Source organism: Variovorax sp. UMC13, assembly GCF_014170375.1.
In the GTDB taxonomy this organism is placed as follows: Bacteria; Pseudomonadota; Gammaproteobacteria; order Burkholderiales; family Burkholderiaceae_C; genus Variovorax.
The window spans coordinates 1-24,453 of the sequence record NZ_LZZW01000034.1 but is presented as its reverse complement, the minus strand read 5'-3'; the positions used below and the strand labels follow the sequence as shown (position 1 = coordinate 24,453).

General features: G+C 70.4%; 21 protein-coding genes. 1 reads left to right on the top strand and 20 read right to left on the bottom strand.

From position 1 onward, the window contains the following. Positions 1-72: 72 nt before the first annotated feature. The 6 genes from A9977_RS28870 to A9977_RS28845 all read right to left on the bottom strand — a co-directional run bounded on the left by A9977_RS28870 (position 73) and on the right by A9977_RS28845 (position 8,201). The gene (locus A9977_RS28870; protein WP_183028251.1) at positions 73-2,994 is read right to left on the bottom strand and encodes a ribonucleoside-diphosphate reductase subunit alpha; all 2,922 of its coding nucleotides are present in this window, start codon (positions 2,992-2,994) and stop codon (positions 73-75) included. 371 nt (positions 2,995-3,365) lie between these two features. Further along, the gene (gene ampD, locus A9977_RS28865; protein WP_183028250.1) at positions 3,366-3,956 is read right to left on the bottom strand and encodes a 1,6-anhydro-N-acetylmuramyl-L-alanine amidase AmpD; all 591 of its coding nucleotides are present in this window, start codon (positions 3,954-3,956) and stop codon (positions 3,366-3,368) included. Continuing rightward, positions 3,946-5,439 (bottom strand): sigma-54 dependent transcriptional regulator, encoded by a 1,494-nt coding sequence (locus tag A9977_RS28860; RefSeq protein ID WP_183028249.1) that lies wholly within the window; start codon positions 5,437-5,439, stop codon positions 3,946-3,948. Before A9977_RS28860 ends, ampD begins: the two co-directional genes overlap by 11 nt. Before the next feature lie 4 nt (positions 5,440-5,443). Then, the gene (locus A9977_RS28855) at positions 5,444-7,135 is read right to left on the bottom strand and encodes a nitrogen regulation protein NR(II) (protein WP_183028248.1); all 1,692 of its coding nucleotides are present in this window, start codon (positions 7,133-7,135) and stop codon (positions 5,444-5,446) included. A gap of 11 nt (positions 7,136-7,146) precedes the next feature. Continuing rightward, positions 7,147-7,392 carry a PP0621 family protein gene (locus A9977_RS28850; protein ID WP_183028247.1) on the bottom strand — a complete coding sequence of 82 codons (246 nt, stop codon included), beginning with the start codon at positions 7,390-7,392 and terminating at the stop codon, positions 7,147-7,149. Then, positions 7,389-8,201 carry an inner membrane protein YpjD gene (locus tag A9977_RS28845; RefSeq protein ID WP_183028246.1) on the bottom strand — a complete coding sequence of 271 codons (813 nt, stop codon included), beginning with the start codon at positions 8,199-8,201 and terminating at the stop codon, positions 7,389-7,391. Before A9977_RS28845 ends, A9977_RS28850 begins: the two co-directional genes overlap by 4 nt. A gap of 186 nt (positions 8,202-8,387) precedes the next feature. Here A9977_RS28845 and ffh point away from each other — a divergent pair, with 186 nt between their 5' ends. Continuing rightward, complete coding sequence (gene ffh / locus A9977_RS28840; RefSeq protein WP_183028245.1) at positions 8,388-9,767, top strand: signal recognition particle protein; 1,380 nt, start codon at positions 8,388-8,390, stop codon at positions 9,765-9,767. Between the two features lie 144 nt (positions 9,768-9,911). On the opposite strand, the gene mdoH is transcribed toward ffh, so the two are convergent. The 14 genes from mdoH to A9977_RS28770 all read right to left on the bottom strand — a co-directional run. Continuing rightward, a complete protein-coding gene (gene mdoH, locus A9977_RS28835) occupies positions 9,912-11,927 on the bottom strand; it encodes a glucans biosynthesis glucosyltransferase MdoH (RefSeq protein WP_183028244.1) in 2,016 nt (671 codons plus the stop codon). A gap of 7 nt (positions 11,928-11,934) precedes the next feature. Further along, complete coding sequence (locus A9977_RS28830; RefSeq protein WP_183028243.1) at positions 11,935-12,138, bottom strand: hypothetical protein; 204 nt, start codon at positions 12,136-12,138, stop codon at positions 11,935-11,937. Positions 12,139-12,319: 181 nt separating this feature from the next. Beyond that, entirely contained in the window at positions 12,320-13,747 is a 1,428-nt protein-coding gene (locus tag A9977_RS28825; protein ID WP_220812173.1) for a sigma 54-interacting transcriptional regulator, read from the bottom strand. Beyond that, the gene (locus A9977_RS28820) at positions 13,744-14,406 is read right to left on the bottom strand and encodes a hypothetical protein (protein WP_183028242.1); all 663 of its coding nucleotides are present in this window, start codon (positions 14,404-14,406) and stop codon (positions 13,744-13,746) included. The genes A9977_RS28825 and A9977_RS28820 overlap by 4 nt, the downstream gene beginning before the upstream one ends. A 61-nt stretch (positions 14,407-14,467) precedes the next feature. Beyond that, a complete protein-coding gene (locus A9977_RS28815; RefSeq protein WP_183028241.1) occupies positions 14,468-15,895 on the bottom strand; it encodes a sensor histidine kinase KdpD in 1,428 nt (475 codons plus the stop codon). After that, entirely contained in the window at positions 15,895-17,262 is a 1,368-nt protein-coding gene (gene miaB / locus A9977_RS28810) for a tRNA (N6-isopentenyl adenosine(37)-C2)-methylthiotransferase MiaB (protein ID WP_183028240.1), read from the bottom strand. The genes A9977_RS28815 and miaB overlap by 1 nt, the downstream gene beginning before the upstream one ends. Before the next feature lie 103 nt (positions 17,263-17,365). Further along, positions 17,366-17,869 carry a hypothetical protein gene (locus A9977_RS28805; protein WP_183028239.1) on the bottom strand — a complete coding sequence of 168 codons (504 nt, stop codon included), beginning with the start codon at positions 17,867-17,869 and terminating at the stop codon, positions 17,366-17,368. Positions 17,870-17,934: 65 nt separating this feature from the next. After that, positions 17,935-18,663: a 4'-phosphopantetheinyl transferase superfamily protein gene (locus tag A9977_RS28800; protein ID WP_183028238.1), complete on the bottom strand. Its 729-nt coding sequence runs from the start codon at positions 18,661-18,663 to the stop codon at positions 17,935-17,937. Beyond that, positions 18,663-20,903 (bottom strand): non-ribosomal peptide synthetase, encoded by a 2,241-nt coding sequence (locus A9977_RS28795; protein WP_183028237.1) that lies wholly within the window; start codon positions 20,901-20,903, stop codon positions 18,663-18,665. Before A9977_RS28795 ends, A9977_RS28800 begins: the two co-directional genes overlap by 1 nt. A 225-nt stretch (positions 20,904-21,128) precedes the next feature. Next, positions 21,129-21,740, bottom strand: a complete 612-nt coding sequence (locus A9977_RS28790; RefSeq protein ID WP_183028236.1) for a histidine phosphatase family protein — start codon at positions 21,738-21,740, stop codon at positions 21,129-21,131. A 15-nt stretch (positions 21,741-21,755) separates the two neighbouring features. Continuing rightward, positions 21,756-22,406 (bottom strand): DUF4136 domain-containing protein, encoded by a 651-nt coding sequence (locus A9977_RS28785; RefSeq protein WP_220812172.1) that lies wholly within the window; start codon positions 22,404-22,406, stop codon positions 21,756-21,758. Between the two features lie 48 nt (positions 22,407-22,454). Then, positions 22,455-23,375, bottom strand: a complete 921-nt coding sequence (ttcA, locus tag A9977_RS28780; protein WP_183028235.1) for a tRNA 2-thiocytidine(32) synthetase TtcA — start codon at positions 23,373-23,375, stop codon at positions 22,455-22,457. A 40-nt stretch (positions 23,376-23,415) separates the two neighbouring features. Further along, positions 23,416-23,787, bottom strand: a complete 372-nt coding sequence (locus A9977_RS28775; RefSeq protein ID WP_183028234.1) for a dihydroneopterin aldolase — start codon at positions 23,785-23,787, stop codon at positions 23,416-23,418. A gap of 15 nt (positions 23,788-23,802) precedes the next feature. Next, positions 23,803-24,453, bottom strand: a 651-nt coding sequence (locus A9977_RS28770) for an SDR family oxidoreductase (RefSeq protein ID WP_183028233.1), incomplete at its 5' end; no start/stop codon positions are given.

Below are 24,453 nucleotides of genomic sequence, written 5' to 3'. Positions count from 1 at the left end.
TGCTTATGTTGCTCGCATGCATCGCATTTCATGTCGGGCGATGCCGCGAATCACATTCGCATCAGGCTGACGTCACTGGCAGGCTTCGCAGGTCGGATCGTCGACGCCGCAGAAGGCGATGTCGGTGGCCGGCATCGCGGCGAGCTGCGCCTGCGCGGCGAGTGCGGCGGCTTCGATCGCGCTCAGGCCCGACGACGATTCGTTGCTGCCGCCGGAAGACACCGCGTTGAGGCGGCCCGATTGCACGGTCGACTTCTCGGCGTGCGTCGCGCTCTGCGTGCGCAGGTAGTAGGTGGTCTTCAGGCCGCGCAGCCAGGCGAGCTTGTAGGTGTCGTCGAGCTTCTTGCCCGAGGCGCCGGCCATGTAGATGTTCAGCGACTGCGCCTGGTCGATCCACTTCTGGCGACGTGCCGCGGCTTCCACCAGCCACTTGGTCTCGACCTCGAAGGCCGTGCCGTAGAGCGCCTTGATGTCCTGCGGCACGCGGTCGATCGGACGCAGCGAGCCGTCGAAGTGCTTGAGGTCCATGACCATCACGTCGTCCCACAGGCCCAGGCGCTTCAGGTCGCGCACCAGGTAGTGGTTGATCACGGTGAACTCGCCCGACAGGTTCGACTTGACCGACAGGTTGCCGAAGCAGGGTTCGATCGAGGCGTCGACGCCGATGATGTTCGAGATGGTCGCGGTCGGGGCGATGGCCGTGCAGTTGGAGTTGCGCATGCCGTCGGCCTTGATCTTCTGGCGCAGCGCGTCCCAGTCGAGCGTGGCCGAACGGTCGACCTCGACGTAGCCGCCGCGGGCCTGTTCGAGCAGGTCGAGCGTGTCGATCGGCAGGATGCCCTTGTCCCACAGCGAGCCCTTGTAGCTCGAGTACTTGCCGCGTTCCTTGGCCAGGTCGGTCGAGGCCCAGTAGGCGTAGTAGCAGATGGCTTCCATCGACTCGTCGGCGAACTGCACGGCTTCCTGCGAGGCGTAGGGGATGCGCAGCTCGTACAGCGCGTCCTGGAAGCCCATCAGGCCCAGGCCCACCGGACGGTGGCGAAGGTTCGAGTCGCGCGCCTTCTTGACCGCGTAGTAGTTGATGTCGATCACGTTGTCGAGCATGCGCATTGCCGTCGAGATCGTCTTCTTGAGCTTGGCCTGGTCGACCTTGCCGTCCTTCAGATGCTGCAGCAGGTTGACCGAGCCGAGGTTGCAGACCGCGGTTTCGGTGTCGCTGGTGTTCAGCGTGATCTCGGTGCAGAGGTTCGACGAGTGCACGACGCCGGCGTGCTGCTGCGGCGAGCGCACGTTGCAGGCGTCCTTGAAGGTGATCCAGGGATGGCCGGTCTCGAACAGCATCGTGAGCATCTTGCGCCACAGGTCGGCCGCCGGCAGGGTGCGCGAGGGCTTGATCTCGCCGCGCTGCGCCTTCTCTTCGTAGGCGACGTAGGCGCGCTCGAACTCGGCGCCGAACAGGTCGTGCAGGTCGGGCACGTTGTTGGGCGAGAACAGCGTCCAGGTGCCCTTTTCCATCACGCGGCGCATGAACAGGTCGGGGATCCAGTTGGCGGTGTTCATGTCGTGCGTGCGGCGGCGGTCGTCGCCGGTGTTCTTGCGCAGCTCCAGGAACTCCTCGATGTCGAGGTGCCAGGTTTCCAGATAAGTGCAGACCGCGCCCTTGCGCTTGCCGCCCTGGTTCACGGCCACGGCCGTGTCGTTCACCACCTTGAGGAAGGGCACCACGCCCTGCGACTCGCCGTTGGTGCCCTTGATGTGGCTGCCCAGCGCGCGCACGCGGGTCCAGTCGTTGCCCAGGCCGCCGGCGAACTTCGACAGCAGCGCGTTCTCCTTGATCGACTCGTAGATGCCGTCCAGGTCGTCGGGCACGGTCGTCAGGTAGCAGCTCGACAGCTGCGAGCGCAGCGTGCCGGCGTTGAACAGCGTGGGCGTGCTCGACATGAAGTCGAAGGACGACAGCACTTCGTAGAACTCGATGGCGCGCGCTTCGCGGTCGATCTCGCCCAGCGACAGGCCCATGGCCACGCGCATGAAGAAGGCCTGCGGCAGCTCGATGCGGGTCTTGCGCACGTGCAGGAAGTAGCGGTCGTACAGGGTCTGCAGGCCGAGGTAGTCGAACTGCAGGTCGCGTTCGGCCTTGAGGGCGGCGCCCAGGCGCGGCAGGTCGAACTGCAGCAGCTTCTCGTCGAGCAGCTCGTTGTCGACGCCCTTCTTGATGAACTGCGGGAAGTAGTCGACGTAGGCCTGCGAGCGTTCGGCCGGCATCACTTCGCGGCCGATGATCTCCTTGAAGATCGTGTGCAGCAGCAGTCGCGCGGTGGCGAAGGTGTAATCCGGGTCCTTCTCGATCAGCGTGCGGGCGGCCAGGATCGAGGCCTTGTAGACCTCGTCGAGCGGCACGCCGTCGTACAGGTTGCGCATCGTCTCGGCCTGGATCGGCGCGGCGGTGATGGTGTCGCCCAGGCCTTCGCAGGCGGACTCGATCAGGCCCTTGAGTTCGTTCAGGTCGAGCGCGACGCGCTCGCCGCGTTCGAGCACGTGCAGCGCGGGCGCGGCCGGCGCGTCCTGTTCGCCCTGCTTGGTGCGTTCCTGTGAACGGCGTTCGCGGTAGAGCACGTAGGCGCGTGCGATTTCATGGTGGCCGCCGCGCATCAGGCCCAGCTCGACCGCGTCCTGCACGTCTTCGATGTGGAAGGTGCCGCCGCTCGGGCGCGAGCGCACCATGGCGCGCACCACCGACTGCGTCAGCGTGTCGACGGTCTCGCGCACGCTGGCCGAGGCCGCACCCTGCGTGCCGTGCACGGCCAGGAAGGCCTTCATCAGCGCGATGGCGATCTTGTTGGGCTCGAAGGGCACGACCGCGCCGTTGCGGCGGATGATCTGGTAGTGCGTGAGCGCTTCGTTGGTGGGCGTGCCTGCGGTGTCGCGGGCGCCGGCGTTCTGCTGCGGCACGTTGGCGCGGGCGGCGGACGGTGTGTTCAGGGCTGTTTGCATGCGGTCCTCTGTTTGGCGATTTCTTGTTGGGGGAACGGCGAGGCGGCTCGGCGTTCGGCCGTCGGGGCCACGCTGCGTTCGTGGCCGTTGGAGCGGGCAGGCACACTATATCTAGTGTGTGGGGTGCCCACAATCACTAGATGTAGTGTTTTTCACGGACTTCAATGCAGGTGGAAGTGCGTGCTTCGCGGCTGAGGCGCGTGCCATGCGGCATGGTTACTGGATCAGTTTGCACGAAGCCAGCAACCACGCCGCTTTCCGGCGCTTTTGGGCTTGCAGGCCCCGTGGTTACTGGGCCGCGCGTCCTGCAAAGCATGCGCAGTCCGGCGCGAGTCGCAGGGCATCGCCGATGCCCGAGCGATTGAAAATCTTTAGCGCCCCACTGTGCCCGCAGGGAACATCGCGGCCGGCCAGCCGGTGTCGGCCTGCAGCCGCGGCCAGGTGAAGCCCGGGCCCGGATCGATCTTGCGGCCCGGTGCGACGTGCTCGTGCCCGGCCACGAAGGCGATCGCGTAGTGCTGCGCGATCGCCGGGCAGAGGCTGGCCAGCGTCTCGTATTGCGCGTCCTCGAAGCGTTCGCCTTCCAGGCCTTCGAGCTCGATGCCGATCGAGTCGTCGTTGCAGTTGCTCCGGCCGCGCCAGGCCGAGGGGCCCGCATGCCAGGCGCGCGCGTCGCAGCTCACGAACTGCCAGAGCTCGCCATTGCGCCGCACATAGAAGTGCGCCGACACCTGGGTGCCGCGGATCTGCTGGAAATAGGGGTGCGCATCCCAGTCGAGCTGGTTGGTGAACAACTGCTGCACCTCGTCGCCGCCGTAGCGGCCGGGCGGCAGGCTGATGGAGTGCAGCACGATCAGGTCGATCTGCGCGCTCTCGGGCCGCGCGCCGAAGTTGGGCGAGGGCATCGCCCGGGCGAAGCGGTACCAGCCCGCCTGCCACAGTGCGTCGGCCTCATCCTTCATCGCCGGCACCCGCGCTTTCCTCGCCACCCGGGGTGCTGATGCCCAGGCGCGCGATGCGGTAGCGGATCTGGCGCAGGCTCAGGCCCAGGCGCGCGGCCGCGGCGGTGCGGTTGAAGCCGCTTTCGCGCAGCGCGCGCACCAGGATCTCGCGCTCCTGCTGGTCGAGGTAGGTCTGCAGGTCCGGCGGCACGGCGGGCGGCACGGCCGCTGGCGGGGCCTGCGGCGTGGCGGCCACCGGCAGCGCCGCGGCGGCCGGACGTTCGAGCGGCGCCGCGCCGCTGGCCTCGAAGTCCAAGTGCAGCTCGTCGCCGTCGTTCAGTGCGACCGCGCGGTGCAGCAGGTTCTCGAGCTCGCGCACATTGCCCTGCAGCGGATGGGCCGTCAGGCGGTCGACCACTTCCGGCGAGAGCACGGGCACGCTCATGCCGGCGTCGCGGGCGATGCGGGCCAGCAGCGCGGCGCACAGCAGCGGCAGGTCCTCGCGCCGGTCGCGCAGGGCCGGCACCGCGATCTCGATCACGTTGAGCCGGTAGAACAGGTCCTGCCGGAAGCGGCCGCCCTGGACCTCGGCCTGCAGGTCCTTGTGGGTGGCGCTCACGATGCGCACGTCGACCGCGTCTTCCTGCGTCGAGCCGATCGGCCGCACGCTGCGTTCCTGGATCGCGCGCAGCAGCTTGGACTGCATGGCCAGCGGCAGGTCGCCGATCTCGTCGAGGAACAGGGTGCCGCCGCGCGCCGCCTGGAAGTAGCCGTCGCGGTCCTGCGACGAGCCGGTGTAGGAGCCCTTGCGTGCGCCGAAGAACTCGGCCTCGAGCAGGTTCTCGGGAATCGCGCCGCAGTTGACGGCGACGAAGGGGCCTTCGCTGCGCTGGCTGCAGGCATGCACCGCGCGCGCGACCAGCTCCTTGCCGGTGCCCGATTCGCCGCGCACCAGCACCGGCGCCATGCCGCGCGCCACCTTGGCGATGCGCGACTTGACCAGGCGCATCGGTTCCGAATCGCCGACCAGGCGATCGAGCGCGGCCGTGCCGCTGCCGCCGACCGCCTCGGCGCGGCCCGATGGTGCGGCGGGCACCGCGCGCGCGGGCACGGCCGGGGGCTGCACCGCCGAAGCGACCACGGCGCGGAACTGCTTGAGGTCCACCGGCTTGGTGAGGTAGTCGAAGGCCCCGGCCTTCAGCGCCTCGACGGCGTTCTCGGCCGAGCCGTAGGCCGTCATGACCACGCAGCGCTCGCCGCGCTGCTCGCGCTGGATGCGTTGCAGGATCTCCATGCCCAGCCCGTCGGGCAGCCGCATGTCGGTGATCACCGCATCGAAGCGCTGGCCTTCCAGATGCTGCCAGGCCTCGGCCACGCTGCCGGCGGCCTCGACGCGGTAGCCCTCGCGCAGCAAGGTGAGCTCGTAGAGCGTGCGCAGGTCGGGCTCATCGTCGACGACCAGGATCTGCGCCGTGCGCGCGGCGGGGGGATGGTTGGAACTCACGGGGCTATTGTGTCAGTCGCCCTTCGGCTTGCATGAAGCTCACGAAGAAGGCATTGCCCTCCGGCCCGGTCGGCGAGACGGCGCGCCGCTCGTAGCCGATGGTGGCGCCGTGGCGTTCGCAGAGCTCGCGACAGAGAAAGAGGCCGAGGCCGCTCGAGCGGCTCTCGGACGAGAAGAAGGGTTCGAACAGGTGGCGCTGCACGGCCGGCTCCAGCGGGGCGCCGTCGCTCCAGACCTGCAGGCCCGCGCGGCCCTTGGCGTTGCGCCGGGTCGTCAGCTGGATCGAGCCTTCGCGCTCGCCCGCGTAGCGCGCCGCGTTGTCGAGCAGGTTCACCAGGATGCGGCGCAGGTGCTCGATGTCGAAGCTCACGTCGCTGCCGCCGGCCTCGAGCATCAGCAGCACGCCGTGGCGCCGGGTCTGGCGCACCCATTCCTCGGCGATGGTGCGCACCGTCGGGTCGAGCGCGAACTGCTCGCCCAGCGGCAGCACGCGCTGCTGGCGCACGCGGGCGACGTCGAGCACGTCGTCGACGATGCGCGAGAGCCGTTGCGCGTTCTGCTCGACCATCGCGATCAGGCGGCGGTGCGCGGGGTCGGTCAGGTCCTCGCTGAGCAGTGCGCCGGCCTGGGTGATGGCGGCCAGCGGGTTGCGGATCTCGTGCGCCACCGCCGCCGACATGCGGCCCATGGCGGCCAGCTTCTCGGTGCGGATGCGGGCCTCGAGCTCGCGCAGGTCCTGCAGGAACATCACGCAGAGGCCGTCGGCGCGGCCCTCGGTGGCGGGCGTCAGGCGGGTGCGCACGCGCACCTCGCGCGCCGCGCCCTGGGCCTGGGCCACCGGCAGTTCGCGCATCTGCGCGGCCTGCCGGCTGAAGGTCTGTTCGGCCACCGCCGCGAGCGGCCGCCAGGCGGGCTGCGTGCCCAGCGCGAAGGGCAGCACCATCGAGGCCAGGCCCTGGCCGAGGATCGCGTCGGCCGCGGGATTGGCCGCGTGCACCCGGCCGTCGGCACCGATCACCAGCACGCCTTCGCTGAGCGTCTCGATCACCAGGTCGTTGACCTGGGCGTGCATCTGGGCGGCGCTGCGCCCGCGCTGCGCCAGCGTGACCTCGCGCGCCAGCCGGCGCGACAGTTCGTTGGCCAGCAGCGCCACCACGAACAGGCCGGTGCCGGTCAGCGCGGCCTGCACGAAACGCGGGCTGACGTCGCCGCTCATGTCGAGCCAGCGCCAGCCGGCATCGGCCAGCAGCAGCAAGGTGACCGCGGCGGTGGTGCCCAGCCCGACGATCAGCGTGCCCAGCACGGCGCCCATCAGCACCGGCAGCGCGAACAGCGGCGTGTAGTTGATGCTGCCGATCTGCAGCAGCTGCAGCGCGGTGAAGGCGGCCAGGTCGATCGCGATGGTCGTGCCCCAGGCGATGCCGAAGCTGCGCAGCGGCAGGTGGAAGGGCGCGAAGCGCGCGCTCAGCAGCGTGGCGACCAGGTAGCCGGCCGAGATCAGGGCCGCCACCGTGTGCACCGTCTGGCCGAGGGCGTAGGCCAGCAGCTGCAGCAGCAGCAGCACCATCGCGACGAAGCAGCGCGCGGTCATGAAGCCGCGCCACAGCCGATGCAGCGCGGTGTCGCGGTCGGCCAGCGGTTCGAGCTCGGCCCAATCGGTCGCAGGCTCGCCGCGGGACCAGATGAAGGGGGCCATCGCGCCGCGGGTCAGCCGGCGCCGGCGCGGCGGTGGTCGACGCTGCAGTAGACCCCGCCCGGGCCCGGCAGCGCATCGGTGGCGGGCAGGTGCAGGCCGCAGTGCGCGCAGCGCACCATGGCTTGCGGCGGCCCGACGGCCGGTGCGGCCGGCTTCTTGGGCGCGGCGGCGCGCTTCTCGCGCATCTCCTCGCGCCGGCCTTGCCGCCAGGCCCAGATGCCGATCGCGACGACCAGCAGCACCAGCAGGTACTTCATGCGATGGCTCCCCGGTTCAGCAGCACCTCGAGCACGAAGCGCGAGCCCACGTAGGCCAGCAGCAGCAGCGCGGCGCCGGCGTAGAGCACGCGCCGCGCGGTGCGGCCGCGCCAGCCGAAGCGCGCCCGGCCGACCAGCAGCACCGCGAAGGTGAGCCAGGCCAGCACCGAGAAGGTCGACTTGTGGTCCCACTTCCAGGCGCGGCCGACCGCGCCGTAGAGCGTCTCGCTGAACAGCAGGCCGGCCAGCAAGGTGGCCGACAACAGCACGAAGCCCGCGGTCACGAAACGGAAGGTCAGGCGTTCGAGCGTCAGCAGCGGCACCTCGGCCTGCGGCGCGGTGGCCATGCGGATCTGCTTCTCGGCGCGGGTCGTGAGCCAGGCGTGCACCACGGCCGCGCCGAACAATCCATAGGAGGCGATGCCCAGCGCCAGGTGCAGCGGCAGCCAGGGCGAGGCCGCCACATGCAGCGGCGTGCCGGGGAACAGCACGGCCAGCAGCACCACCACGGCGCCCAGCGCGGCCAGCACGCGGCGCACCGTGAGCTGCGGGAACATGCGGCTCTCGACCGCGTACACGGTGAGCACCAGCCAGGCCATGACCGACAGCGCCGGCGCGAAGCCGAAGCGCGGCACGGCGCTGACCAGGCCGACGGCCAGCGCCAAACCATGCAGCAGCCACGCCAGCCCGAGCGCGGATTGGGTGGCCTGGCGGTTGAGCCGGGAGGCAGCGGCCGCCGTCAGCCCGTAGGCGGCGGCGGTTGCGATGCCCAGCGCCACGCCGAGTGGGGAGGGGATCGCTAAAATCATGGGGTCAGTTTATCTCCCCCAGGCGTCCGTTCTGCGTGACGCCGCGCCAGCCCCTACACAGGGCCCATGATGCGGAACGGCCCGGCCGCACCCGCGATCGTTGGTGCAGGGGAGCGGCCGCGACCGGGCTTCGGGTCACGACTTTTCACAGCTTCGCCGCGAGCGGAGAACCAGGTACTTTCCTTCATGGCCACCGCCCTTTCCGAAAAATTCTCCCGCCTCGTCAAGACGATGAGCGGCCAGGCGCGCATCACCGAGAGCAACGTGCAGGACATGCTGCGCGAGGTGCGCATGGCGCTGCTCGAGGCCGACGTGGCGCTGCCCGTGGTGCGCGACTTCGTCGCCCGCGTGAAGGAAAAGGCGCTGGGCCAGGAGGTGCTGGGTTCGCTCAAGCCGGGCCAGGCGCTGGTCGGCATCGTCAACCGCGAACTCGCCGCCACCATGGGCGAGGGCGTGTCCGACATCAACCTCGCGGCCCAGCCGCCGGCGGTGATCCTGATGGCCGGCCTGCAGGGCGCGGGCAAGACCACCACCACCGCCAAGCTGGCCAAGCACCTGATCGAGAAGCGCAAGAAGAAGGTGCTCACGGTCTCGGGCGACGTCTACCGGCCGGCCGCCATCGAGCAGCTCAAGACGGTCACGAAGCAGGCCGGCGCCGAGTGGTTCCCGAGCACCGCCGACCAGAAGCCCATCGACATCGCGCGCGCCGCCATCGACCATGCGCGCCGCCACTTCTTCGACGTGCTGCTGGTCGACACGGCCGGCCGGCTGGCGATCGACGAGGTGCTGATGAAGGAGATCAAGGAGCTCCACGCCGAACTGAAGCCGGTCGAGACCCTGTTCGTGGTCGACGCGATGCAGGGCCAGGACGCGATCAACACCGCCAAGGCCTTCAAGGACGCGCTGCCGCTGACCGGCATCATCCTGACCAAGACCGACGGCGATTCGCGCGGCGGCGCGGCGCTGTCGGTGCGGCAGGTCACGGGCGTGCCGATCAAGTTCGCCGGCACCAGCGAGAAGATCGACGGCCTCGAGGTGTTCGACGCCGAACGCCATGCAGGCCGGATCCTGGGCATGGGCGACATCGTCGCGCTGGTCGAGCAGGTCACGGCCGGCGTCGACGTGGCGGCAGCGCAGAAGCTCGCGGCCAAGGTCAAGAGCGGCGCGGGCTTCGACCTCAACGACTTCCTGTCGCAGCTGCAGCAGATGAAGCAGATGGGCGGGCTCTCCAGCATCATGGACAAGCTGCCGCAGCAGATGGCGGCCAAGGCCACCGAGGCCGACATGACCCGCGCCGAGCGCGACATCCGGCGCAAGGAAGGGATCATCCAGAGCATGACGCCGCTGGAGCGCCGCAAGCCCGAGCTGCTCAAGGCCACGCGCAAGCGCCGCATCGCGGCCGGCGCGGGCGTGCAGGTCCAGGAAGTCAACCGCCTGCTCAACGAGTTCGAGCAGATGCAGGGGATGATGAAGAAGATGAAGGGCGGCGGCCTGATGAAGATGATGAAGAAGATGGGCGGCATGAAGGGCATGGGCGGGGCGGGCGGTCCCAAGCTGCCCTTCTGAGAAAGCGCACTTTCCCAACGATCGAAGCCCGCCGGGGTCTGCCCCGGCGGGCTTCTTCGTTTGCGCTGGCCCAATGGGGGCCTTCTTCGGCACCATGAAAAAAGCCGACCCGGAGGTCGGCTTCGTGTCGCGGAGGCGGGACGCTCAGGCGGTGGCCAGCGCCGCCGGACGCGCCAGGCGGATCGCATGCATCCAGGCGCGGCGCAGCACGGCCGGCGAACGCGATTCCTCGGGGATCAGCAGGAAGCCGCGGTCGCGCAGCGTGGTGCCCAGCGCGATCTGGCTGGTCAGCACGGTCAGCGGGATCGCCAGCAGCAGCGGCAGGCCCACGGGCATCAGCCAGATCAGCGCGCTCGGGTCGATCAGCGCGATGCCGACGGCCAGCAGGGCGATGATCGCGGTCATCGGCGCCAGCTGCGAGAAGGCGATGCGCCACGGCACGGCAGCGGCTTCACGCGGGGGCGACTTCCAGTTCAGCTTGACGCCGGTGAGGGCGACCAGCACGAACAGCGAGTGGGCCAGCATCCGGACCGGTGCCTGCACGATCGCCAGGCCGCTCTCGAGCATCGAGCTCTTGGCCAGGCCCCAGACGCCGCCGTACTGGCGTTGCTCGCCGCGCATCAGCACGGCGGCGATGCCCAGCAGGCGCGGCAGGAACAGCAGGGCCAGCGTCCAGATCCACAGGCCGGCGAGTTCCATCGGCAGCACGTTCCAGCTCGACACGATGCTCGAGCCGCTGAGCCACAGGGCCGTGCCCAGGGTCAGGAAGGCCAGCCACAGGGGGGCCGAGACATAGGCCATGGTGCCGGTCACGAACATCGCGCGGTGCACCGGGTGAATGCCGGGTTCGGCCATCAGGCGGGCGTTCTGCAGGTTGCCCTGGCACCAGCGGCGGTCGCGCTGCAGTTCGGACAGCAGGTCTGGCGGTTGCTGCTCGTAGCTGCCGACCAGGTCGGACACCAGCCACACGTGGTAGCCGGCGCGGCGCATCAGCGCGGCTTCGACGAAGTCGTGCGACATGATGCCGCCCGACATGCCGCCGGTGCCTTCGATCGGCGCCAGCGCGCAGTGGTCCATGAAGGGCTTGACGCGGATGATCGCGTTGTGGCCCCAGTAATGCGATTCGCCCAGTTGCCAGAACTGCATGCCCAGCGTGAACAGGCGGCCCGTCACGCGGGAGGCGAATTGTTGGGCACGTGCATGCAGCGTGACGTGGCCGATGGCCTGCGTCGCGGTCTGGATGATGCCGGCGGTCGGGTTGGCTTCCATCAGCTTGACCATCGAGGTCAGGCAGTCGCCGCTCATCACCGAATCGGCGTCGAGCACGACCATGTAGCGGTAGTCCTTGCCCCAGCGGCGGCAGAAGTCCGCCACGTTGCCGGCCTTGCGGTGCGTGCGGCGGGTGCGCAGGCGGTAGTAGACCTCGACCTGCGGCTGGTTCGGGCTTTCGGCCAGCGCGGCGCGCAGGTCTTCCCAGGCGGCGCGCTCGGCGGCGGCGGTCTCGGGGGTGTAGCTGTCGGACAGCACGAACACGTCGAACTGCTTGGCGTGGCCGGTGGCGGCCACCGATTCGCAGGTGGCGCGCAGGCCGGCGAACACCGTGGCCACGTCCTCGTTGCAGATCGGCATGATGATCGCCGTGCGGGCTTCCGGGTTCATCGGATGGTCCACGACCTGCTTGGCCGAGAGCGCGTGCTTGTCGCCGCGCACCGAGACGTAGAAGCCCATGAGCGCGGTCACGAAGCCGGTCACGACCCAGCCCGAGAGCAGGCCGTAGAGGCCGATCTGGCCGTATTCGAGCCAGACGTTGTCGTAGTCGGGCTGGACGCCGGCGAACAGCGTCGAGGCGATCGCGGTGCTGACCAGCGCCAGCAGCATGAAGGCCAGGCGGCGCTGCTTGGCGGCGCGCTGCCAGGGTTGTTCGGGGCCGAGTTCCTTGGCCTGCTCGCGGGCGGTGGTGCCGCCGGCGCCGAGCTTGACCAGCATGGCGGTGCCGATGCTGTTCCAGAAACCGCGCCACGGACGCGGCGCCATCGAGCCGCGGTTGACCGGCGGGGCGGTCACGGCGTTCGGGTGGCGGTCTTCGCGCAGCGTGCTGCGCTGGCGCAGCTCGACTTCGTTGGCGAGAACGTTCAATTGGGAGAAATCGTTGGGCTTCATGTGCGGCTCACCCACGTTGCTTGGAAAGGGAAGGCGTGTCGCCAATTGCCGGAAAGCGCTTGAAGACGCTGTCGGCAGCGGTACCACCCAGGCCGTCGTAACCCGGCGTCGAAACACCGGCGGCACGGCTGCGCGAGAGGGAAGACTGCTTGGAACGCAGGCTGTCACGCTGCGGGCGCAGTGCAAAAGAGGGGCTGGAGAGGGCTGTCATGCGAGTACTAGGGCAAAGCCCGTGCCAGCATGGAAAACCCCAATGAAATCAGCGACTTGCGGGCGCTCGGCCGGCTGTGGCGGCCTTTTGACGGCGCGGATGGCCTGAAAAGCCCTCTTTTTGTCGCCAAACCCCGACAGCCAAGCGGGGGGCTGGGCCAAAGCCCAGCAAAATCAACGACTTACTTGCGTCGCTCGTCAGCGACAGGCTCGGCGCCCCCGGCCGGCGGCGTGTCGGCCTTGAAGTGGCCGGGCGTGAGTTCGTGCTTCTGCAGCAGCCGGTAGAACTCGGTGCGGTTGCGGTCGGCCAGGCGCGCGGCGTCGGCCACGTTGCCGTCGGTCAGCTTGAGCAGGCCCACCAGGTAGTCGCGCTCGAAGCGCTGCTTGGCGTCGGCATAGGTCTGCACTTCCACGCTGGGCACGCGCAGCGCGCGCTGCACCAGCGCCAGCGGGATCAGCGGCGAACTCGAGAGCGCGCAGACCTGCTCGACCACGTTGAACAGCTGGCGCACGTTGCCGGGCCAGGAAGCGGTGGTCAGGGCCTTGAGCGCCTCGGGCGCGAAGCCCGACAGCCGCTTGCCGTACTTGGTCGACAGGCGCTGCAGGAAGTGGTTGGCCAGGAGCGGGATGTCCTCGCGCCGCGCCGACAGCGGCGGCAGCGTGAGCGTCACCACGTTGAGGCGGTAGTAGAGGTCTTCGCGGAACTGGCCGGCTTCCATGGCCGCGTCGAGGTCGCGGTGGGTCGCCGAGACGATGCGCACGTCGACCGCGATCGACTGGGCCGCGCCCACCGGCCGCACCGCATGCTCCTGCAGCACGCGCAGCAGCTTGACCTGCAGCGCAGGCGGCATGTCGCCGATCTCGTCGAGCAGCAGCGTGCCGCCGTCGGCCTGCTGGAACAGGCCCTTGTGGTTGGCGTGGGCGTCGGTGAAGGCGCCCTTCATGTGGCCGAACAGCTCGGACTCAAGCAGGGCCTCGGGGATGGCGCCGCAGTTGACCGCCACGAAGGGCTTGTCGGCGCGTGCGCTGGCCTTGTGGATGGCGCGCGCGAGCACTTCCTTGCCCGCGCCGCTGTCGCCGCGCAGCAGCACGCTGGCGTCGGACTTGGCGATCATGCGGGCCTCGGCCAGCACTTCGGCCATGCGGCTGCTGCGGCTCACGATCTCGGAACGCCAGCTTTCGTCGCCGCCGCTGCTGGGCGCGGCCGAGGGCGCGCCCAGCGCCAGCGCCTGGCTGATCTTCTCGAGCAGCTCGCGCGCGTCGTAGGGCTTGGTCAGGTAGGTGAACACGCCGCGGGCCGTGGCCTCGACCGCGTCGGGGATGGTGCCGTGCGCGGTCAGCAGGATCACCGGCAGCGTGGGGTGGTGCTTGCGGATCTCGTCGAACAGCGCGAGCCCGTCGCGCCCGGGCAGCCGCACGTCGCTGAGCACCAGCTGCGGATGCTCGATCTCGAGCTGGGTGAGCGCCGATTCGGCCGAGGTCACCGCGGTCACCTGGTAGCCGGCGGAGTTCAGCCGCATCGAGAGCAGGCGCAGCAGGTCGGGGTCGTCGTCGACCACCAGCAGGCGGGCGCCCTTGGCGTGCACGTCGGTCGGCTTGGATTCGCTCATGGTGCAGGCGTGGTGGCGGGCTTGCCGCCATTGGTGTGCGGCGCGGGCGCGCTGGCGGGCCGCGCGAAGCTGCGCTCGATGGCGCGCAGCGCCTCGATGCGGTCGTTGAGCTGGTCGATGCGGCGCTGCGCGTCGCGCGCCTGCTGGGCCTGCCGGTCGCGTTCGTCCTCGACCTTGCGCTGTTCCAGGTAGCGCGCCGCCAGCACGCGCGCCAGCGGCTGCAGCGGCTGCGCGTCGGCCGTGGGGTTGGCGATCACGCGTTGCAGCAGCCCGAGCGAGCGGGCCAGGTCGGCCGGCACCCGGGTCTGGGCCAGCACCAGCGCCAGCTGCATCTGCACGACGGGCGCGTCGCCGGGGTCGCCCAGGCGCGCGATCTCGGTCGCCAGCTCGGGCGTGCCCAGCGGGCGCAGCTTGTCGGCATAGGCCAGCATGGCGTCGACGGGCGGCGTGCCGCGCGGCGTGAAGGCCAGCGCGGGCTGGGTGGCGGGGGCGATGGGCTCGGCCTCGACCGGCCTCACCTGGATCACCGGTGCGGGGGCCGGGGCCAGCACGGGCGGCGCGGGAGGGGCCGAGCGCGGTGGCGTGACGCAGGCCGCCAGGGCCATCGACGAGCAGATCGCCGAGGTCAGGGCAGCGCGGCGGACGAACGAAAAAGACATGGTTCGGAAAACGCGGGGTGCGGGCTTGTGTTCTGGAAAAAAGCGAGAGGGCGGGGGCGGCTCAGACGGAGCGGGGCAGCTCGATGCGGAAGCGCGCGCCGGGTCCGCCCGGCAGCAAGGCGATGCGGCCGCCGTGGGCACCAATGTACTCCTGCACGATCGACAAGCCGATACCGGTGCCTTTCACCGTGTGCTCGGGCTGGCGTTCGCCGCGGTAGAAGGGCTCGAAGATCCGGTCGCGGTCGCCCTCGGCGATGCCCGGCCCGGCGTCCGCGATGTCGATGCGGGCGGTGTCGCTGGTGCTGGAGACCTCGACCTGGATGGTGCCGCCGCTGGCCGAGAAGCGGATCGCGTTCGACAGCAGGTTGGCCACCGCGGTGCCCAGCTTGGCCGGGTCGACCGTGATCGACAGCGGCTCGCCCTCGACCCGCACCTGCAGCCCGTGGGCCTGCCACTGCAGGCGCTGCGCCTCGACCTGTTCCTCGATCAGCGGCAGCAGCGCGGTGCGCTCGCGGTGCAGGTCGCGCGCCTCGAAGGCGGCCGCGTTGAAGCGCAGCAGCGCCTCGATCTGGCCCTGCAGCGAGATCGCGTTCTGCTGCAGGATCTGCGCGACCTCGCGCTGCGCCGGGTTGAGCGCGCCGGTCACGCCATCCTCCAGCAGCGAGATGCCTTCGCGCAGCGCGGCCAGCGGCGTCTTGAGTTCATGCGACACATGACGCAGGAAGCGTGCCTTGTCGGCATCCAGCTCGGTCAGCCGCAGCCGCAGCCACTCGAGCTGCTGCGACACGCGCCGCACGTCGGCCGGGCCGCGGATGTCGATCGGCACGTCGAGCCGGTTCTCGCCCAGGCCGACGATCGCGCGCTCCAGCCGCTTGAAGGGCCGTGCCAGCCAGACGCCGAAGGCCAGCGCCAGCGCCACCGCCAGCGCGCTGGCCGCCAGCACCTGGCGCATCAGGCGGGTGCGGGCGTCCTCGATGCGGGTCGACAGCGCGGTGTTCTGCGCCTCGATCTGGGTCTGCGCCTGCTGGGCGATGTCGGTGTTCACCGCATCGAGGTCGCGGAATTGCATCGCCAGCGTGCTCTCGCGCGCCAGCGCGGTCTCGGCCGGGCCGGCCAGCAGGCGCTCCATGGCGTCGAGCTGCATGCGCCAGGCGTCGATCGAGCTGCGCGGCACGCCGTTGTCGGCCAGCCGGGTCAGCACGTTCTGCGCATCGCGCGCCGCGTCCTCGAAGCGCCGGCGCAGCACGCCGTCGTTGAGCACCAGCGACTGGCGGCCGGCGCGTTCCATGGCGGCGCTGCGCTCGGCCAGCGACTGCGCCGCGCCCGAGAGCGCCAGCGCGCGCGAGGCCGCGTTGCGGCTCTGGGTCATCAGCGCGTCGTACTGGAACACCGAGCGCAGCGCGACGCCCACCAGCAGCGCGGTGATCAGCAAAAAGGCGAACAGCAGCAGTTGCTGGAACGAGCCGCGGGCGGATTTCAGCGGCGTCATCAGAGGGCCAGCGATGCCGTGGCGGCCGCCGTGCCCGCGCGTTCGCGGGTCGGCACCTCGCCGCGCAGCGTGTAGGCCAGCGAGCGCGTGATGTCCAGGTCGATCATCTGGCCGACCAGGCGGGCGTCGCCCTCGAAGTTCACCACCCGGTTGCAGTCGGTGCGGCCCATGAGCTCGTTCGCGTCGCGGCGCGAGGCGCCTTCGACCAGCACGCGCTGCGTGGTGCCGACCAGCGCGGTGCCGAAGCGCTTGACGTTGCGGTCGATCACGGCCTGCAGCTCGTGCAGGCGCGCCAGCTTGACCTCGTGCGGCGTGTCGTCGTGCAGGGCCGCGGCCGGTGTGCCGGGACGCGGGCTGAAGATGAAGCTGAAGCTGGCGTCGAAGTCGAGGTCGATGATCAGCTTCATCATCTTCGCGAAGTCCTCGTCGGTCTCGCCGGGGAAGCCGACGATGAAGTCGCTGCTGAGCGCGAGCTCGGGCCGGATCGCGCGCAGCTTGCGCACCGTGCTCTTGTATTCCATGGCGGTGTAGCCGCGCTTCATCGCCATCAGGATCCGGTCGCTGCCGTGCTGCACTGGCAGGTGCAGGTGGCTCACCAGCTGCGGCACCTTGGCATAGGCCTCGATCAGCCGTGGCGTGAACTCGTTGGGGTGGCTGGTGGTGTAGCGGATGCGCTCGATGCCGGGGATCTCGGCCACGTACTCGATCAGGAGCGCGAAATCGGCGATCTCCGAGGTGCCGCCCATCGTGCCGCGGTAGGCGTTCACGTTCTGCCCCAGCAGCGTGATCTCGCGCACGCCCTGGTCGGCCAGGCCGGCGATCTCGACCAGCACGTCGTCGAGCGGCCGGTTGACCTCCTCGCCGCGGGTGTAGGGCACCACGCAGTAGCTGCAGTACTTGGAGCAGCCTTCCATGATCGAGACGAAGGCGGTCACGCCCTCGACGCGCGCCGGCGGCAGGTGGTCGAACTTCTCGATCTCGGGGAAGCTGATGTCGACCTGCGGCTTGCCCTGCATCTCGCGCTGGGCCAGCATCTCGGGCAGGCGGTGCAGCGTCTGCGGGCCGAACACGATGTCGACGTAGGGCGCGCGCGCGATGATGGCCGCGCCTTCCTGGCTGGCCACGCAGCCGCCCACGCCGATCTTTACGCCCTTGGCCTTGAGGTGCTTGACGCGGCCCAGGTCGCTGAAGACTTTTTCCTGCGCCTTCTCGCGCACCGAGCAGGTGTTGAACAGGATCAGGTCGGCCTGCTCGATGTCCTGCGTGGGCTCGTAGCCTTGGGCGGCGTTCAGCACGTCGGTCATCTTGTCCGAGTCGTACTCGTTCATTTGGCAACCGAAGGTTTTGATAAAGACTTTTTTGCTCATGGCGTGGGGGGATGGCGGGCCATCGGGGAAAGCGGCCGGCGCGCCGGTGGCGCGGGCGGAAAGAGGAAGTAAAAGGCGTGTCGGGCGCCGTCGTGGGACCAGGCTATTCGCCGAACTTCGGCAACTGGTCGAAGGGCGTCTTGCCGTCGTCGCGCGGTTGGCTCGCCGCCACGAAGGGCCAGAAGTTCAGGAAGGGCCGTTCGACCGAGGCGCGCGCGACGCTGGCCTCGGTCGGCGTGAGGATCCACACCTCGCGCACCAGCCCGGCGGCATCGCGGGTGTAGTTGACCAGCAGGTCCTGGCCGGTGATGGCGCCGGTCGTGACCACCATGTTCTGGGCGCTGCGGATGCGCGCGCCGGGCGACAGCCGATCGGGCTGGCCGTCGAGGCGGATCTCGGGCGCGGCCACCACCGTGAGCTTGCCGCGCAGCGTGCCTTCGGGGAAATGACGGCCGCCCTTGGTGGCCTCGTTCTGCACCTGCCCTTCGAGCGCGTCCTGCGCCAGCGCCTGCGACGCGGCACCGAGGCCGGCCGCCAGCGCGCACGCCAGGGTCAGGGCGGCGTAGAGGGCGGGGGGCTTCTTCGGGGGGCGGTGGCAGCGGTTCATGGCATCTGTCCAGAGGCTGTGGAGCCCCCGATTTTAGCGGCGCACCTCCGGCGCGCCGTGCAGGCTCAGCTGCAGGACGCGAGCGCGGACGCGGGGCGCCGGCCGGGCGACGGTCCCTGACCGAGGCGCAGCGCGAGCGAGGCGACCAGGCCCTCGCCGAGCGCGAGCGGCTGCAGCCAGATCCGCTCGACGCCGTCGGTGGTCGCGATCTCGACCGCCCGCTCGTCGGTCCCGGTGCCCACCTCGAAGCCGGCGGTGGCCAGGTGCAGCCCGATGCCGATCGCCTTGAGGCTGGCCTCCTTGCGGGTCCAGCAGCGCAGGAAGGCCGCATCGCGAACGGTCGTGTCGTCGATGGCCGCGATCGCCGAGCGTTCGGCGGGCGCGAAGTAGGCATTGGCCAGCGTGATGGCGTCGGGCATCGGCCGCAGCAGCTCGACGTCGATGCCCATGTGCTGGCGCTCCGACAGCGCGAGCACGCCGGTCGCGCCGCTGTGGCTCAGGTTGAAGTGCAGCCCGGGGGCCGTGGCCAGTGTCGGCTTGCCGAAGGGGCCGGCCGTGAACGCCAGCGCCGCGGGCGACAGCCCGGTGCGCTGCGCGAGCAGCTGGCGCAGCGCGGCCCGCGCCGCCATGAAGTGGTGCCGGTCCTTCTCGAACACGAAACGGCGTGCGCGTGCGATCTCGTCGGGCGAGAGCGTGGCGATGGCCGCGGCCGGCAGGTACTGGTCCAGCGGGAAGCGCCAGAGTTCGCAGGGCTCGGGAGTGGAGGCCTCGACGGGCGAGACGATCAGCCGCATCAGTGTTTCCAGAAGGGCAGGGCGCGCAGCCGGGCGAGCAGGCGGCGCACGGGGGTCTGTGCGGCGGCATGGCGCGGGCGCGCGGCCAGCTGGGCCAGGGTTTCGGAGAGGTAGCGGCTGGGTTCGGTGCGCAGGCCCAGCAGTTCCTCGGCCTGCTGGATCACGCGCATCGCCAGCACCGAGTGGCCGCCCAGCGCAAAGAAGTTGTCGCCGCTGTGGATGTCGTTCACGTCCAGGCCGATCGCGCTGGCCCAGAGCTGGGCGAGCTGGGCCTGCTCGGGCTGCAGCAGGGGGCGCGTGCTCGGCATCGGGCTGATGCTGCTGCTCGGGCGAGGTTGCTGTTGCTGCTGCTGTCGGGGCGGCGCGGGCGGCGCAGCCACCGCGCGCGGCGGCTCGAGCGCCGCGGCCGGGCCCGGCTGCCGGCCCCGGAACTCGATGCTGCCGTCGGGCCGCAGGCGTGCGCGGTCGCCGGTGCGGTAGAGCCGGCCTTCGGCGGCGAAGGGGTCGGCGACGAAACGCTCGGCGGTGAGCGTGGGGCGGCCAATGTAGCCGCGCGCCACGCCGCGCCCGCCCAGGCACAGCTCGCCGACCAGGCCGGCCGGCAGCAGGTCGAGCGTGGGGCCGGTGATGTAGGCCGTGGTGTCGGCGATGGGGTGTCCGATCGGCAGGCTGGCCGTGTCGTCCGGCAGCCGGGCAGGCACCGTGTGGGTCAGGGCGATGGCCGTGCATTCGGCCGAGCCGTAGGCCTGGACCAGCTGCAACGCCGGCAGCGCCGCGAGCGCCCGCCGCACATGCGGCACCGAGAGCGGCTCGCCGCCGACGAACAGCTGGCGCAGTCCGCGCAGCGAGGCCGGGTCCTCGTCGACCAGCCGGTTGAACACCGTGCCGGGCAGGAACGCGGCGCTCACGCCGTGCTCGGCGATCGTGCGCGCCAGGCCGCGCCCGGTGGGCGGGGCTTCGTCGTGCACCACGCAGCAGCCGCCGTTGAGCAGCGGACCCCAGATCTCGGCGGTCGACACGTCCATTCCAGGCAAGGCGGCGTGCAGCACCACCGCCCCAGGCTGGAAGCCCAGGTCGCCGGGTCCCACGGCCAGGATCGCGCGATGCAGGATCTCCGTGCCCTTGGGCACGCCGGTCGTGCCGGCGGTGTAGAGCACGCAGGCCAGCGAATGGCCGTCGAGCGCGACCGGGGCCGGCGGCAGCGCGGCGTCGGTGTCCTCGGTGTGCAGCAGGGTCACGCCGGCCGGCAGCGGGTGGGGCCATCCCCCGGGGCCGAGCAGCAGCCGGGCCCCGGCGTCGTCCATGCGGAAGGCCAGCGCTTCGTGCGGCAGCCGGGCCTGCAGCGGCAGGTAGGCCGCGCCGGCCTTGAGCACCGCGAGCAGCGCGACGATCGAGGCCGTCGACTGGTCGAGCAGCACGCCGACGGTGGTGCCCGGGGCGGCGCCCGCGGCCTGCACACGCGCCGCCAGCCGGGTGGCGCGGGCCTCGAGCGCCCGATAGCTCAGGCGTTCGTCGCCCCGGGCCAGCGCGATCGCATCGGGCCGGGCCGCGACCTGGGCGCCGAACAGCGAGACGACGGTGCGCGTCGCATCGCAGGGCGGCGTCGGCCGGTTCCAGTCGTGGAGCTGTTGCGCGCGCTGCCGTGTCGACAGCGAGGCGATGTCGCCCAGCGTGCGCCAGGCGGGCGCTTCGGACAGATGTTCCGCGATGGCCGCGACCGCCTCGAGCAGTTCCGCGGCGGTGGCGTCGTCGACCAGGCCGGCCTCGCGGTCCAGTCGCAGGCGCGGCGCCTCGGCGTTGTCCAGCCCGATCAGCAAGGGCGGCGTGCGGCCAGCGCCCTCGCCCTGCGGGGGCAGGCCCCAGGCGTGGACCGGCATGCGGGCCTCGTTGAAGGTGCCGGAGGCGGCCATGCGGGAGGCGTCGAGGGCGGCCAGCCAGGCGCCCGTGGCCAGCGTGCTGCCGCAGTCGATGGCGCGTCGCAGCCCGCGCGGCCATTCGGTCAGCGCGGGGGCGGCGGCGCCGGTCCAGCGCGACAGGGCCAGGATCCAGGCGCCCAGGTACACGGTGTCGGGAAGGCGGCCATGCTCGGCCGCCTGCGAGCGCGTGCGCTCCACCAGCGCGGCGGGCAGTGTCAGTGCGGTCGCTTGCCGCGCGCCGTCGCGCACCGGCTCGCCGCGGGCGAACAGGTCCAGCAGCGCGTCGGACGCCTGCAGCGGCTCTGGCAGTGTGGCGTTTGCCATCGATAGGGCGGTGTGAAGAAAAGCGGGCCCGGAAGGGCGCTCACAGTGTGTCTAACTGTAATGTAAACATAAAGTACTCGTGTAACCAGGCTTTTCTGCACGATACAGTCATTTGGCAACGCGCGACGGACGGATCGGTGGACCGTTGCGGTAAAAGGCGCGCGCGTTCGTCCGGAGGAGGTCCATCACCGGCCCCGCAGGCGGTGAGGGGGCGGCGATGCCGTATCAGGCCAGGTGGCCGACGTCGCCCCAGCCCACCAGCGAGAAGCCCTGCGGCGTCCAGAGCAGGCGGTTGATGGCGGCATTGCCCAGGTGCCAGGTGCGCGGTGCCTGCAGCTCCTGGCCGGTGGCGGCGCGGTAGAGCACGTCCATCACGCCGCCGTGGGCCACCAGCACCACCAGGGCGCCGGGATGGCGCGCCGCGAGTTCGGCGGCCACGGTCGTGACGCGATGGCGGAAGGTGATCAGCGACTCGCCGCCCTCGGGTTCGAATTCGGGGTCGCGGGTGCGCCAGCGCCGGGCCTCGTCGGGCGAGTTGGCCTCGATGTCGGCAAAGGTGCGGCCCTCCATCTGGCCGAAGGCGCGCTCGCGCAGGCGCGGCTCGGCGATCACCTCGAGGCCCCGCGGCGCGGCCACGGCACGGGCCGTGTCCCAGGCGCGCGCCAGGTCGCTGGCGTAGATGGCCTCGATCGATTCGTCCGCCAGCGCCTGGCCCAGCTGCCGTGCCTGGCGCTGGCCGGTGGCGTTGAGCCCGATGTCGAGCTGGCCCTGGATGCGGGTGTCGACATTCCAGGCGGTCTCGCCGTGGCGGATCGCGATCAGGCGGGTGACGTCCATCTCAGGCGGGTCGCGTCACTTGGACGCCGGCGGGATCTCGATGTCGACCCGGCGCTCGCCCTGCGGCGGCGTCGGGAAACCCTGCAGCGCGGCCTGGAACATCATCGGCAGCACGCGCGCATCGAGGTTGTAGGGGCCGTCGTTGCGGGCCCGGGTCTCGTAGACCACCTTGTTGGAGCCGAGCTCGCGCAGCACCACGCTGACCTCGCGCAGGTACCAGGGGTTGGCCGGCGGCGCGAATGCCGGGCCGTACCAGCCGCCGCCGTACCAGCCGCGGCCATAACCGTAACCGTAGCCGGGGCCCCAGCCGCCATAGCGCGGGCCCGGTCCCCAGCCCGGATGGAACCAGGGATCGGCCCAGGGCGACAGCACGGGCGTGACCCGCGCGCCGATCTGTGCGGTGTAGCGCGGCGAGGCATCGTCGCGCTTGAGGCCCGCGCCTTCCAGCGCTGGCGTGGCCATGGCCTCGAGCGCCTCGGCGCCGCGCGCGCCCGCGCCGTCCTGTTGCGAGGGCAGCCGTTCGAAGCGGTAGGTGGCGCCGGCGCCCAGGTCGGCCGCCGGCAGGTTGGAAAAGCTCTGCACGTCGCTGTCCACCACCCAGCGGGTGGCGCAGCCGCTGAGGGCGGTCAGCAGCGCGAGGGCGGACAAAACTCGCTTGATCGTCATGTCAGGATCTCCGGACGGTGGCTGGTAACGCCGCCACCGTCGGGCGCATCAGAGCTGAACGATGCGCAGCGGCGAGGGCGCCGTGAACTCGGGGGCGTCGAAGGCCTTGTCGCCTTCGGGATCGGGCACCCCGGTCGCCTTGAGACCCTTGAAATCGAAAGACGTTCCGTCGAGCAGGTGCGAGGGCACGATGTGCTGCAGCGCGCCGAACATGTTCTCGATCCGGCCCGGGTGCTTCTTCTCCCATTCGCGCAGCATCTCGCCGACCTGCTTGCGCTGCAGGTTCTCCTGGCTGCCGCAGAGCGTGCAGGGAATGATCGGGAATTCGCGGTGCTGGGCCCAGCGGATCAGGTCCTTCTCGGCCACGTAGGCCAGCGGGCGGATCACGACGTGCCTGCCGTCGTCGCTCACCAGCTTCGGCGGCATCGACTTGAGCCGGGCCGCGAAGAACATGTTGAGGAAGAAGGTCTGCAGCATGTCGTCGCGGTGGTGGCCCAGCGCGACCTTGGTGGCGCCCAGCTCGTCGGCCACGCGGTACAGGATGCCGCGGCGCAGCCGGCTGCACAGGCCGCAGGTGGTGCGGCCCTCGGGGATCACGCGCTTGACGATGCTGTAGGTGTCCTGCTCCTCGATGTGGAAGGGCACGCCCAGCGCCGTGAGGTAGGTCGGCAGCACGTCTTCCGGGAAGCCCGGCTGCTTCTGGTCGAGGTTGACCGCCACGATGTCGAAGTGGATCGGCGCGCGCGCCCGCAGCTTGAGCAGGATGTCGAGCAGCGCGTAGCTGTCCTTGCCGCCCGAGACGCAGACCATGACCTTGTCGCCTTCCTCGATCATGTTGTAGTCGACGATGGCCTGGCCGACCTGGCGGCACAACCGCTTCTCGAGCTTCAGGGTCTCGCGCTCGATCTTGAAGCGCTCGCCGGGGGCGGCGGTGGCCGTCGTTTCTTCTTCGGTCCAGATGGCGCTCATGCGAACTTCTCCGTGCTGCGTTGTTGGGGAGGCATGGCGCTCATGACCACTGCCCCGTTTCCACGCGAATCGCCACTTCGCAGTCGTCGAAGATCTCCAGCTTGGCGATCTTGACCCGCACGCCCAGCACGCCGGGCAGTTGCATCAGGCGGTGCGCGAGCTTGCCGATCAGGCTCTCGAGCAGGTTCACGTGCACGGCGGTGCACTCCTCGATGATGATGCGCCGCACCTTGCGGTAGTCGAGCACATGCATGATGTCGTCGTCGGCCGGCAGCAGTGGCTGGCTGCCGAGGTTGAGCTCGGCGTCGACCTGGATCTTCTGCGGCGTGTCTATTTCCTGGTCGAGGATGCCAAGGCTGGCGTCGAAGCGCAGCTTGGTCAGCGTGAGGATCTGGGTGCCCTTGGTCAGCATGGTCCGCTTCCGGTCTTACATCAGCGAGAAATCGCGTTCGAATTTCATGAGGTGCTGGCCGCCATCCACCAGCAGCGTGGTGCCGGTGATGGAGCGGTTCTCCAGCGCGAATTTCACGGTGGCCGCCACATCGGCGGCGGTCGAGGAGCGGCCCAGCGGGCTGGCCGAATGCAGGTCGCGGAACTTCTCTTCGCTGAGCATGTGGCTGGTCAGCGTCAGGCCCGGTGCCACGCCCACCACCCGCAGCTGCGGCGCCAGCGCCAGCGCCAGGATGGTGTTGGCGGCCTCGAGCGCGGCCTTCGACAGCGTGTAGCTCAGGAAGTCGGGGTTCTGGTTCCAGAGCTTCTGGTCGAGCAGGTTGACCACCGCGCCCTGCGCGTCGGCGCCGCGTGTGAGCAGGTGCGTATGCAGCGCCTGCGCCAGCAGCACCGGCGCGGCGGTGTTGGTGCGCAGGTGCGCGTCCAGCGTGGCGAAGCTCAAGGTGGCGGCATCGTCGTGCTCGAACAGCGAGGCGCTGTTGACCACCGCATCGAGCTGGCCGAACTGCGCCACCACCTGCGGCACCAGCGCGCGCACGGCAGCTTCATCGGCCAGGTCGGCGCCGACCAGCGCCGCGGGCCGGCCCGAGCGCGCGGCGCAGTCGGCCGCGGTCTGGCGGGCCTCGTC